The sequence below is a fragment of the Fibrobacter sp. UBA4309 genome (genome assembly GCF_002395745.1).
In the GTDB taxonomy this organism is placed as follows: domain Bacteria; phylum Fibrobacterota; class Fibrobacteria; order Fibrobacterales; family Fibrobacteraceae; genus Fibrobacter.
In genome coordinates, this window is the sequence record NZ_DGUN01000005.1 from 1 (window position 1) to 12,532 (window position 12,532).

Annotated in this window: 10 protein-coding genes; 8 read left to right on the top strand and 2 right to left on the bottom strand. The window is 54.8% G+C overall.

Annotated features, from left to right (window positions below; translation table 11 throughout):
* The 3 genes from rpsL to B3M32_RS00510 all read left to right on the top strand — a co-directional run.
* Positions 1 to 363 (top strand): 30S ribosomal protein S12 (gene rpsL / locus B3M32_RS00500; RefSeq protein WP_290742266.1); only part of this gene is annotated, 363 nt, incomplete at its 5' end.
* An 11-nt stretch (positions 364 to 374) separates the two neighbouring features.
* Positions 375 to 851 (top strand): 30S ribosomal protein S7, encoded by a 477-nt coding sequence (rpsG, locus tag B3M32_RS00505; RefSeq protein WP_290742269.1) that lies wholly within the window; start codon positions 375 to 377, stop codon positions 849 to 851.
* Between the two features lie 101 nt (positions 852 to 952).
* Complete coding sequence (locus B3M32_RS00510) at positions 953 to 1,759, top strand: hypothetical protein (protein WP_290742271.1); 807 nt, start codon at positions 953 to 955, stop codon at positions 1,757 to 1,759.
* Between the two features lie 5 nt (positions 1,760 to 1,764).
* On the opposite strand, the gene B3M32_RS00515 is transcribed toward B3M32_RS00510, so the two are convergent.
* Positions 1,765 to 2,952, bottom strand: a complete 1,188-nt coding sequence (locus B3M32_RS00515) for a glycoside hydrolase family 26 protein (protein ID WP_290742274.1) — start codon at positions 2,950 to 2,952, stop codon at positions 1,765 to 1,767.
* 135 nt (positions 2,953 to 3,087) lie between these two features.
* Between B3M32_RS00515 and B3M32_RS00520 the strand changes: the two genes are divergently transcribed.
* The 3 genes from B3M32_RS00520 (at position 3,088) to eno (ending at position 7,712) form a co-directional block, all read left to right on the top strand.
* Complete coding sequence (locus tag B3M32_RS00520; RefSeq protein WP_290742277.1) at positions 3,088 to 4,410, top strand: GntR family transcriptional regulator; 1,323 nt, start codon at positions 3,088 to 3,090, stop codon at positions 4,408 to 4,410.
* Between the two features lie 183 nt (positions 4,411 to 4,593).
* Positions 4,594 to 6,162: a glycosyl hydrolase family 8 gene (locus B3M32_RS00525; RefSeq protein WP_290742280.1), complete on the top strand. Its 1,569-nt coding sequence runs from the start codon at positions 4,594 to 4,596 to the stop codon at positions 6,160 to 6,162.
* Between the two features lie 134 nt (positions 6,163 to 6,296).
* Complete coding sequence (eno, locus tag B3M32_RS00530; protein ID WP_290742283.1) at positions 6,297 to 7,712, top strand: phosphopyruvate hydratase; 1,416 nt, start codon at positions 6,297 to 6,299, stop codon at positions 7,710 to 7,712.
* A gap of 135 nt (positions 7,713 to 7,847) precedes the next feature.
* On the opposite strand, the gene B3M32_RS00535 is transcribed toward eno, so the two are convergent.
* A complete protein-coding gene (locus B3M32_RS00535; RefSeq protein ID WP_290742286.1) occupies positions 7,848 to 9,023 on the bottom strand; it encodes a hypothetical protein in 1,176 nt (391 codons plus the stop codon).
* Between the two features lie 271 nt (positions 9,024 to 9,294).
* Here B3M32_RS00535 and B3M32_RS00540 point away from each other — a divergent pair, with 271 nt between their 5' ends.
* Both B3M32_RS00540 and B3M32_RS00545 read left to right on the top strand, forming a co-directional pair.
* Positions 9,295 to 11,124: an ABC transporter substrate-binding protein gene (locus B3M32_RS00540; protein ID WP_290742289.1), complete on the top strand. Its 1,830-nt coding sequence runs from the start codon at positions 9,295 to 9,297 to the stop codon at positions 11,122 to 11,124.
* Positions 11,125 to 11,165: 41 nt separating this feature from the next.
* Positions 11,166 to 12,530 carry an ABC transporter permease gene (locus B3M32_RS00545; protein ID WP_290742292.1) on the top strand — a complete coding sequence of 455 codons (1,365 nt, stop codon included), beginning with the start codon at positions 11,166 to 11,168 and terminating at the stop codon, positions 12,528 to 12,530.
* Positions 12,531 to 12,532 lie beyond the last annotated feature (2 nt).

Below are 12,532 nucleotides of genomic sequence, written 5' to 3' on the forward strand. Positions count from 1 at the left end.
AACGGACGTGAACAGATCAGCAACAAGACCGCTTCCGTGGCCTTGAAGTCCTGCCCGCAGAAGCGTGGCGTTTGCACCCGTGTCTACACCAGCACCCCGAAGAAGCCGAACTCCGCTCTTCGTAAGATTGCTCGTGTGCGCCTTTCCAACAAGATGGAAGTTACCGCTTACATCCCGGGCGAAGGCCACAACCTCCAGGAACACTCCATCGTGCTCATCCGCGGTGGTCGTGTCAAGGATGTTCCGGGTGTGCGTTACCACATCATCCGTGGCGCCCTGGATACCCAGGCCGTCAATGGCCGTCAGAACGGCCGTTCCAAGTATGGTGTCAAGAAGAAAGGTGCCGCTCCGGCCAAGAAGTAAGGAAGTAGTATATGTCTAGAAGAAGAAAGGCTCTCCATCGCTCCATCCTCCCGGATCCGCGTTTCCACTCCACCCTCGTTACCGAACTCGTCGGTGTTGTTTTGAAGCAGGGCAAGAAGACCATCGCCGAACAGATTGTCTACACCGCTCTTGATCAGCTTGACAAGAAGGTCGAAGGCAAGGAAACTCCGCTCGAAAAGTTCGAAGCATGCCTCGAAAACATCAAGCCGCGCCTCGAAGTGAAGTCCCGCCGTATCGGTGGTGCCAACTACCAGGTTCCTATGGAAGTTGCACCGGACCGCGCCAAGGCTCTCGCTCTCCGCTGGCTTCTCGATGCCGCCCGTAGCCGTAACGAAGCCAACATGGCCGACCGCCTTGCTGCCGAACTCGTTGCCGCCAAGAACGGTGAAGGCAACGCTGTCCGCAAGAAGAACGACACGCACAAGATGGCCGAAGCCAACAAGGCTTTCGCCCACTTCCGTTTCTAATTCTTGCATTAGCACAGAATATCCTAGAGGAAGGGCTCCGCTTTTGCGGAGCCTTTTCTTTTTTGTAGATTTACTTTACTTGTATTGCATTAGGAGGATTTATGGGAAACGTTTTTAAGAATTGCATCTTGGCGGCTTGTGTTGTTGCAGCGGGCGCTTCGGCCGAAGGGCTTTATCTGGAGGGATCCTTGGGCATTGCCAAGGCGGACTATGTTGAGCAGGAACGCCCCCGCAGGTTGCAGCAGGCCGATGACCATGTGGGGGAATGCCTCGGCATTGAGGGGTGCGAGGATACGGGTCCCAGCGGGGAATATGCGCCACGCGACAAGGTGGAGTACGTGGGCTATGGCCCCGTGCTTGACCTGAAGGTAGGCTATGGTTGGGAAAAGCTGGCCGTATTTGGCGTCATTCAGGGGACTTACACCGAAGGGTTCCATAATTTTGACTGTTATGTGGTGAAGGAGCCCGTGGAATACGCTGGCGACGATGACGGCTATGCATTCCACAATCATTGGGTCGAGCATGAGGAGTATATTCGTTACAGTGAACTCCATTCCCTTTCAACGCGGCTGTTCCTTGGTGGCGGCTTTACGTTCTACCCCTTTGCTAAAAAGGAATCGCCCCTGACGGGATTCCATGCCGGCGCGTCGTTCGGCTTCTCCATTATCGAAACCCAGGTAGATGAGGAAAAGAACGCCATAAGGGACCGTAATCACGGTGCTATGGAAATTTCGACGTTGACCCAGAGCATCGTCTTCGATGTCGGTCACACGTGGGCCTTTAACGAAAGGTGGAACATGGGTGTCGCCCTGACCGCCGCGTTTGAAAATCCGGTCGAATCGGAAAAGGAATACAGCATGTTCAACCTTCACACCATCTGGGCGGGGTTGCGGTTCGTGAGGAAGTGATTCCCTTATCGCAGTACGTTTAGCCTGTAGATGCTGCGCGTGCTCGCCTCGGAAACGTCCAGCGCGTGCTCGCCCGGGGTAAAGTGCTGCACGGCGCTTTGCCACAGGACACGGCCCTGGTAGTCGAACTGTACGACGCTTGCCTTTAACGCTTTGCTTGTTTGCATGTAGAGCTTGCCGTCTTGCAGGCGAAAGGAACTGCTGGCTGCCCTCCCGTTAGGCACGATGTCGGTGCCGTTCGAAGATGAACTGACGCCCTGGCTGCTCGAAGAGCCGGGCTGCATCGCCTTCATCTTCGCGATGCCCGCCTTCCACGCGTCAACGGCAGCCTGCGATGTGTTGAGCGCCCAGTCGCCCTCGTTCGCTTCCTTGCTCTGGCTGAACCACATCACCGCGAAAACGCGCGAGAAGTCCGTGGCGAAGTGCTCGAACATGTCGGTAATCCATTCGGCCTTGTTTCCTCCCAGTTCGGAACTGGAAATTTCGGCGATGAAGAGAGGCTTGTCGATGTTCGCGAGCGCGTTGTACGCCTTCTTGAACACCTGCGAGAACGTCTGCCAGCTGGACCAGCTCTGGCATTTGCCCCAGTTGTAGCCGTCGATGGAGATGTAGTCCACGTACTCGTCACCGGGGTAGTTGCCCGTGAGCGTGGTGCCGTTGCCCTGGTTCGAGGCGTTGGTAGTCCATACCCACTTGACGTTCGTGACGTTTTCTTCCTTGAAGATTTTCACGATGTGGCGGAAGGCCTCGGCGACGTTCGCGTCGGTATTGCCTGCGCCAGCCTTGCCCACGCCCCAGTCGTACCAGTCGCCGTTCGCTTCGTGGAGCGGCCTGAGCCAGATTTCTTCGCCGTAGGCCTTGACTCCCTTTGCATATTCGCGGATGTAGGAGTCGGCCTTGCCGTTCACCAGTTCCTGCGCATTGTAGCCGTTCGCCATCCAGGTCACCACCAGCGTGGAGCCGTTGTTCTTCGCGACGTCGGCGTATTCCCTGGTCGCGTTCCAGTCGTTGATGTCGAAGAGCGCGAAGTAGCTGATGAGGTCGAGGTGCGTGCCCTGCAAATCTTGGAATGCCTGCACGTTCTGCTGTGTGGGTTGCGGGTACTGCCCGGGTCCGCCGACCCAGGCGCCGATTTGGAATGCGAGAGTAGTCATAGGCAGGATTCCCAATGATAAAAGGAGTTTCTTGAACATGTAGGCCTCTTTTTTGTGCGGAGGAATAATTTTTTGCTTTACATCAGAAAAATAGGTTCAGGGAATTCCACGATGCCGTAAACTTATCTATATTTATTACAAAGTGTATCTACTGTTCTCAACAAGGGGGCCCCAGTGACAGTCGCGGATTTTTGCAGGTGGATTGAATCGTCGGGATTCAAGGCCGGGGACAGGCTCCCTTCCGTGCGCGATGTCGCCTCGTCTTCGGGAGCGTCCACGTATACCGTTTTTCGTGCATACAAGAAGATGGTGGATCAGGGAAAAATTTATGCCGAACACGGTAACGGCTATTTTTGGGGACGGAAGCCGGAATTGGCTGTCTCCGTACACGAACGAGAAGGCGACCGCCTGGAAAGACTTCTGCTAGACGGATGGAACTCCGGGAAAATCTCTGCAGACGCTCCGCTGCCTTCCATCAAGGACCTTTGTTCGGAATTCGGGACGACTCCGCCAACGATGCGTCGCACGCTCGAGGCCCTGTGCAGAAAAGGCGTACTCGAGCGCAAGGGGAGGGGGAGGTACAGGTTCGTGAATGTGCACCGCGTGTCGGCGGCGAGGCTCAAGGAAATCCTCCTGATAATGCGATGCAATCAAAACGGCGACTTCAACTGCCTCGGTGAACGCGAACTCACGTTCATGCAGAAGGTGTATGCGGAGGCTCGCCGCAACAACCTCAAGGTCAAGGCGCTCGGGTATTTCGAGGACGGCGGCGTGTTCCTGGATGCGGGAGGCAACCGCGTAGATATGGAAAGTTGCCGCGGGTGCTTTGGCGCGGTCGTCTCGACGATGCTGGTGTTCAACGTGAACCGTCTGTTTGCTGAATTGGCGTGTACGCGGTTCCCTGTGGCTGTGTGGTGGGAACATCCGCTGTACGATATCCCGCGAGCTCTGAAAAAGGAAAAGCGATTTGCGTTCTTTAACCTCGCCTTCGGTGAATTCCCGGGGCGCGCCGTGGGGCGGTTCCTGAAAGAGAAGGGAATGTCCCGCATTGCCTTTGTCTCGCCGTATCACATGAGCATGTGGTCGAGGGACCGCCTGAAAGGACTCAAGAAGGTGGGACTCGAGGTGTTCGAAGCGACGGACGCGTCCCATGCGAGTCCGTACGACTTTATGCAGGAATCCCGCTACCGCGCGAACTTCCGGCGCATTCTGCTTTCGCTCGTTGCGGATATCCCGCCCGTGGACGCCTGGGTGGTGTCGAACGACAGGGTAGGGGTGGAGCTGCTCTCGCTTGTGGAACAGGGCTTGCTCCGGCGCCCGCCCTACATGGTGTCTTTCGACAATTCTGTCGATAGCTACCGCAATCGCCTGGATTCTTTCGGGTTTAGCCTGGACGCTCTCGCGGAACAGTCCATATTCCACCTGGTTTCTCCGGGAATTACTTTGTACAAAAATGATGATTTTCGTGAACTTTCCGGGCGTGTGGTAGAGAAATAGTCGGTTTACCGAAATGTGAAAAATTTTTTTGCTTGTCCATTATGGATAAGTTTTGCCATTTTTTACCGAAAATTTGTTTTTTTGGCAAAATTTGGACGTTTAAAGTAGTACAACAAAAAAAAGTCGCGTAAAGGCAATTTGGGGGAATTGCCGATTATCTTTTTCTGTACACAAAGGAGTAACATGAGGAGAACAAAACTTTTTCCGCTTTCGGCGGCGTTATGCCTGTGTGGCTTCGCCGCCGTGACTTGTTTCGCGCAAGACAAGGTCACGCCCGTAAAGTTCTTTGACGAGAACGGCGCCTACTATGGCCCGGATTGCGACGAGAAGAATTACATGGGCGCCTACTACACCGGCGATTACACGAGCCCGTTCAAGACCATCCTGGGCAAGACCGACGAGGACATCAAGAATAAGCTTGATGAACTCTGGAACCACTACTTCGGCGGCCAGAACGACAAGACGGTGTATTACGAAGACAATGACGGCGGCTACATCGTCGACATCAACAACAACGACATCCGTTCCGAAGGCATGAGCTACGGCATGATGATTGCCGTGCAGACCAACCACAAGGAACAGTTCGGCAAGCTCTGGAACTGGGCCAAGAAGCACATGTGGAAGGATCCCGCTACGGGTGGAAGCGGCTATTTTGCCTGGCAGGCGAACCGCGACGGTTCCGTGCGAGACTGGGGTAACGCTCCCGACGGCGAAATCTACTTCATGATGTCGCTTTTGTTCGCGGCACACCGCTGGGACGACGCCCAATACATGAAGGATGCACAGAGCATCTTGAAGGCCTGCTGGAAAGGAAACGGCCAATCCCTGTACAGCGAACAGTCCTATATCGCGACCTTCCAGCCGTCCGACGGCAACAACACCTGGGGCGACGCCTCCTACAGCCTGCCCGCATTTGTTGATTTGTTCAGCCGCTGGTCCGACACCAACAAGGACAAGTGGCAGAAGGCCACCAAGGCTACCCGCGACCACATCTACAATTCCGCCAATCCGCAGTCGGGCCTGTGCAGCGACTACAGCAACTTCGACGGAACGCCGCATTACGCATTCAGCGACAACTCCACCAAGTACGCATTCGACGCCATCCGCTGCCCCATGAACTACGGCATGGACTACTACCTGTTCGGTGCCGATGCGGAACGCCAGACGAAGATTGCGAAGGTCATCACCGACTTTTTCGAGAAAGACGGCTACAAGCACGGACACTTTAACTGGGACGGCACCAGCGGATACGGCGATTTCACCATCGGCCAGGCCGGTGCGAACGCCGTGGCGACCTACGCCCTGCTGAAAGAAGACAGCTATAAGGACCTGGTCAAGAAGGTTTTGCAGAAGGCCTGGGATTCCAAGCCGATCGTGGGTAGCCAGCGCTACTACGACGGCCTGGTGCATTACCTCGCCATGCTCCATCTGACCGGCAACTTCAAGATTTGGAAGCCGAAGCCGAAGGTTGTCAAGGAAAAGGAAATGGAAGCGCAGGAAATCAACGGCGTTGCCTACAAGGAAGGCGATTCCATCGACTGGTTCGAGGACTGCGAACTTTACAAGGTGACCTTCAAGGCCGCCGCCGAGCCGCCGCAGGATTCTACGGATTCGACGGTTGCGATTCGCCCGATGGTTACGCGTGAAGCCCAGTTCCGCATGCAGCGTGATTACGACCTGAAAGGCTGCAAGGTCAACAGCTCGAACAGGGCCCGCGGTGCCTACTACGGCAGAAAGGTCCTGGTGAAGTAATCGGTTTTCTGCGGATGGGTTTTAAGATTATCCCTCAAAAGGGATAATCTTTTTTTTGGGGGTGTTGCCGCGCCTTTTTTTAATTCTATATTTTAACCGCGAAAAATTTTTCACACTAAACAAAAGGCTAAAAAATGGCTTCTAAAATCAAATCCGTTGTTGCCCGCCAGATCCTCGACTCTCGCGGCAATCCCACTCTCGAAGTTGATGTTACCCTCGAAAACGGCGTGAAGGGTCACGCTGCTGTCCCGAGCGGTGCTTCTACCGGCGAACGCGAAGCTTGCGAACTCCGCGACGGCGACAAGAAGACCTATTGCGGCAAGGGCACGCTCACTGCTGTGAAGAACGTGAACACCAAGATCGCCAAGAAGATCATCGGCATGGACCCGGCCAAGCAGACCGAAGTCGACGACGCCATGATCGCTCTCGACGGCAACCGCATGCTCAAGAACACCCTCGGTGCAAACGCCATCCTCGGCGTTTCCATGGCTGTTTGCTGCGCCGCTGCTAACGACGCCAAGATGCCTCTCTACCAGTACATCGCCAAGCTCCATGGCACCAAGAAGCTCACGCTCCCGTGCCCGATGTGCAACGTGATCAACGGCGGTGCACACTCCTCCGCTCCGATTGACTTCCAGGAATTCATGATTGCTCCGGTTGGCGCCAAGACTTTCTCCAAGGGCCTCCAGATGGTCACCGAAATCTTCCACGCCCTCAAGGCTGTGCTGAAGAAGGGTGGCTTCGACACCACCGTTGGTGACGAAGGTGGCTTCGCTCCGGGCGTGAGTATCAAGCCCGCCAAGAACAAGTTCGGTTACGAAATCACTGGCGTGATGACCCTCGAAAAGGCTCTCGACGCCCTCAAGGCTGCAACCACCAATGCCGGTTACAAGTTCGGCACTGACATCAAGATCGCTCTTGACGTTGCTTCCTCTGAATTCTGCGACAAGAACACCAAGGCTGGCAAGCCGGAAACCTACACCTTCAAGAAGAGCACCAAGAAGACTGTCAAGTCTGCCGACATGGTGAAGCTCTACGAAAAGCTCATCGACAAGTACTCCATCTTCTCCATTGAAGACGGTCTCGACGAAGCTGACTGGGCTGGCTGGAAGGTCATGACCGACAAGCTCGGCGGCAAGATCAACCTCGTGGGTGACGACCTGTTCGTTACCAACCCGACCATCTTCGACGAAGGCATCAAGGCCGGTATCGCTAACGCCATCCTCATCAAGGTGAACCAGGTGGGTTCTGTGTCCGAAACTCTCGCCGCCATCAAGCGCGCTCAGAACGAAGGCTATGCTCCGATCGTTTCTCATCGCTCTGGCGAAACCGAAGACACCTTCATTGCTGACCTCGCCGTCGGTACTGCCGCTGGCCAGATCAAGACTGGTTCTCTCTCCCGTACGGACCGCGTTTGCAAGTACAACCGCCTCCTCCGCATCGAAGAAGAACTGGGCAAGGCCGCTGTCTATGCCGGTGACCCGCGCAAGGCTTGCAAAGCTGCTCCGGCTGCCAAGGCTTGCAAGAAGTGCTGCAAGAAGGCCAAGTAATTTTCTAAACTATTAGAATTACTAAGAAAAGCCGTCCCGTTTGGGGCGGCTTTTCTGCGTTATGCGAAAATTTATGGATAAAATAAAAACGGGCTTCCGGAGAGGAAGCCCGTTTAAAAAGCTTTATTGTGACCGCTAGTTGAGCGTTCTACCGAACGAGGAAGATGAGTGCAAAAACGGGGAGGATTTTCCGGTTATGGAAGAGGAAGAGCCCGGGATATCTATACCATCCTTAATGACGACGGTGAATACGCCCGTGGCTGTTACCTTGATCGCCATGGTGTAGGCTTCTGTTTTAGAAAGCCTGACTACTTTGTAAGCTTCATAACTTTTAGTCGAAGAAGAGCTTTCCACCTCGATGAATTCTTCTTTTTTTAGGACAGCTACGAAAGCTTTGTTTTCAATGACGGTACCTTTTTTGGCAGTGGTCCATTCGACAAAGGGATCCAGGAATGCCCAACGTTCATCGCGAAGCAATACGGCGCTGCTGGAAGATTCTTTTTCGCTGGAACTTTCCGGCTCGACGGCGGAGCTTTCCGGTTCAGTGGCGGAACTTTCCGGTTCGGTGGCGGAACTTGCCGGGGCTTCGGAAGAGGAAGTCGGTTCAGCGGAAGAGCTGGATGCGGGCACGGTAGAGCTTACCGGGGTTTCGGAGGAGCTGCTTTCCTTGGATTCACTGCTCTTTGCCTTGGAGGAGCTGCTTTCGTCCTTGGACTCGCTGCTCTTTGCCTTGGAGGAACTGCTTTCGTCCTTGGACTCGCTGCTCTTTGCCTTGGAAGAACTGCTTTCGTCCTTGGATTCGCTGCTCTTTGCCTTGGAAGAGCTGCTTTCGTCCTTGGATTCGCTGCTCTTGGCCTTGGAAGAACTGCTTTCGGTTTCTTTCTTGACGGCCACGGTGGCGAGCGTGTCTTCGTCGCAAACCAGGGAGACCTGTTCGTCGTCCTTCACGATTTCGCAGCCTTCGACGTCGGCCTTGGTGATCGCGCCGATAGAATCGCCGTCGCAGGTGATGACCAGGGCGGAATCGCCAACCAGTTCGGCTGCGGCGTTGACTTCGTCGCCGTCCTTCTCGCCGCAGACGAATGCGGTCCAGGCCCTTTCGTCACAGATGGCGATTTCTTCATCAGCGACTAGAATCTTGCCATCCTTGGCGCTAGTGCACTTGGGAAGATCGTCTGCGGAAACGACGAGGCCTGAAAGCTTAGAGGCAGTCGGGGTAAAACTGCTGGAACTGTCATCATCGCCACAGGCGACGAGAATGGCGGCAACCGACAAAGAGGCGGCTGCGCCGACAAAGAGAGATTTTTTCATTTTTGCTCCTAATTAGGTTTATGGCAAAGATAATAAATGAAAACATTTACGGAAGATTTATGACGTATAATCGTAAGCGATTCTGCCTGGAAACCCCGTTGTTACGGGGGGAGCCTTCGCTTGCAGTAAACTTTTGTAAACGTTTCGGGGCTTGTGCTGCTTTGTAAACAGTTTTTTTTGAAACGTAAAAACCAAATTTTTTAATTAAATCTATATTACGAATGATTTTTTTAAACAAAGGCTTGATATACCTTTATACAAGAGGATACACATGATTGGAATGAAATCTATTCTCAAGACTGTCGTTGCCGTTTCGGCTACGGGAGCCCTTTTTGGGTGTGGCGGAGAACAGCAACAGCAGGCTGCCGAAGGCGCTCTGCCCCGCCAGGAAACACTATATCTCTCTGGCCAGCAGTGGGGTGCTCCCGCTACGTTCAACCCGCTTGCCGAAAGCTGGATGGCTGCATGGCCGGTGGGTGGCCGTTTCAACCTGGTGTACGAACCGCTCGTCACCTATAATACCTTGAACGGTCAGGTGGAATCCCTTCTCGGTTCCGTCGTTTCCGAACTTTCCAACAACGACAGCATCGTTGTCGACCTGAACCCCGCCGCCAAGTGGAGCGACGGCAAGCAGGTGAACTCCAACGACGTGAAGTTCATCTTCGCCAACGGTTCCATCAACACGACGGAACAGATTTCTGCAATTCACGTGGATACCGTCAAGGCCGAACCGGCAGCAGAGGACGCTCCCGTTGTCGAACGCATTTCTTTCATTGTGGCTAAGGACAAGCGCAACAACCCGCTTTCTGTGATGGACCTCCTCCAGGCCATCCGTATCGTGCCGGCCCACGTGTTTGAACCGCTCGTTGCCGAAAAGGGCCTCGACGAAGTCAAGAAGATGATGTTCGACAAGAACCCGGTCGTTTCCGGTCCGTATACCATCAAGGACTACTCTGCGAACAAGATTATCCTCGAACGTCGTGACGACTACTGGGGCAATGCCGCTCTCCACGAAGGCAAGCTCCCGGCTCCGAAGTACATCGTTCACCCGATCTACAAGAGCAACGAACACAACACCATCGCTCTCCGCAAGGGCGAACTCGATGCTTCCATGTCCTTCATTCCGCGTATCGGCGACCTCAAGAGCGCCGGCGTGCACACCTGGTTGAACGACGCTCCGTTCTTCACTCCGGGCGCTATGCCGATGCTCATGATCAACACCATGAAGGAGCCCCTCAACGACAAGCGCTTCCGTCGTGCCCTCGCTACGGCCATCGACTACAACGCCATCCGTCAGTTCGCTCTTTCCGGTTACACCTCTCAGCTGCAGCCGGGCCTCATCATGCCGACGAACCTCGAAGGCAAGTACATCAACGCCGAAGACCAGAAGGTCGGCGTGAAGCTCGACATTACCGACGAAGCCGAACGCCTCAACACGGTGAAGGCCATGCTTACCGAAGCCGGTTACAAGTCCGTGTTCAAGGATGACGGTTCTCTCGACCACATGGAAAATGCCAAGGGCGAAAAGATCCCGACCCTCTTCATCACTTCTCCGGCCGGCTGGACCGACTGGGAATCCATCGTGAACATCGCCGTCGAAGGCATGCGCAAGGCCGGTATCGACGTTCGTGAAGGTTTCGTGGATGGCGGTCAGTACTGGCCTGCCATGGGCACCGGCAACTTCGACCTCATCATGCACAAGCCGACTGCCGACGTGTCTCCGTCTCTCCCGTGGAGCCGCTTCAACGAAGTCATGTCCAGCCGCGACTGGCAGAAGCTCGGTGACTGGGCCGGTACCAACATCGGCCGTTACAACCAGCCGGGCACCAAGGAATTCCGTCCTGAAGTCGACAAGCTTCTCGCCGAAATCCCGCTCATGACTGACGAAGCCCAGAAGGCCGAAGCCTACCGTGAACTCAACAAGATCTTCATGGAAGATCAGCCGGCGATTCCGCTCGCTTACCTCCCGGAACAGTACTACGAATTCAGCGACCGCGTGTGGACCAACTGGCCGTCTGCTGAAAATGCCTACGCTCCGGCCCAGCTGCCGTGGATCGCTTCGGGCACGAAGGTTCTCTGGAGCCTGAAGCTCGCCAAGTAATAAAAGAAATAAAAGGACTATAAATGCTAAAACAGTATCCTATGCTACGCTATGTCCTGCAGAAGGCGTTCTGGTACCTCCTGACGTTTGTCGTAGCTGTCGCAATCAACTTCACGCTGCCTCGTATGGGTGAAAACAACCCCGTGGACATCATCATGGGTAAGGCCGCCCAAGGCCTTTCTCCCGAACAGGCGAAGCTCAAGAAGGAAACCTTGCTCAAGGCATTCGGCATGGCCGAACTCGACGATCAGGGCAACGTTGTCTATGAAAGGGAAATTGACGACAATGGTCAGATGAAGACCATCAAGGTCCCGAAAATGGAAAACGGCGCCCCGGTGCTCAAGACCGTTCTCGAGGTGAACGAAGATGGTTCGCCGAAGATGATCGAACGCCAGAAGGTCGACGAAGCCGGTAACCCGGTATTCGAAGAAAAGCCGGTCCTCGACGAAAAGGGCAAGCCGGTCATGGAAAAAGACCCTGTGACCAAGAAGAAGGTCGCCAAGGTTGAACAGGTTCCTGTCATGGAACAGGTTCAGGCCGAACACCAGGATACTGTCATGGTGGACCAGGAAGTCCTCAAGTCCGATCCGAAGCTCGCTTCGGGCCTCTCCCAGTTCTTTACCTACATCGGTAACGTGTTCAAGGGAGACCTCGGCCTGTCTTACAGCCAGTATCCGAAGCCGGTTATCGAAATCATCAAGGAATCCCTCCCGTGGACCCTTGCCATCCAGGCCCCGACCATTATCCTCGGCTGGATTGTCGGTAACCTTCTCGGTGCCTTCGCTGCATACAAGCGCGGTATCTTCGACAAGGTCTTCTTCCCGTGCGCCATGTTCCTGAACGGTGTGCCGTTCTTCGTGTTCGGTATGCTGCTCGTGGCGCTCTTCTCCATCACGCTTGGCTGGTTCCCGGCCATGGGCGCCTACAGCCCGGATATTCCGGAACTCCAGTTCAACTGGAACTGCATCAAGAGCGTCGGGTACTACTACGTGCTCCCGTTCTTCTCTGTGTTCCCGATTCTTCTTTCGGGCCAGGCGACGGGTATGCGTTCCATGTCTATCTATGAACTCGGTACCGACTACATGAAGTACGCCAAGTGGCTCGGTCTTCGCGAAGGCAAGATCATCAGCTACGTGTTCCGTAACGCCATGCTCCCGCAGCTCACCGGTCTCGCCCAGAGCCTCGGTGCGATGGTGGGTGGTGCCCTCATTACCGAAATGATTTTCTCTTACCCCGGCCTCGGTATGGCGATGCTCACTGCCATCCAGCAGAACGACTACGCTACGATTCAGGGCTGCACGCTCATGATTTCGACCTGCGTGCTCGTCGCTAACTTCGCCGTTGACGTTTTGATTGCCGTCTTTGACCCGCGTGTCAAGGCCGGTCTCCAGATGGGAGGTAAGTAATC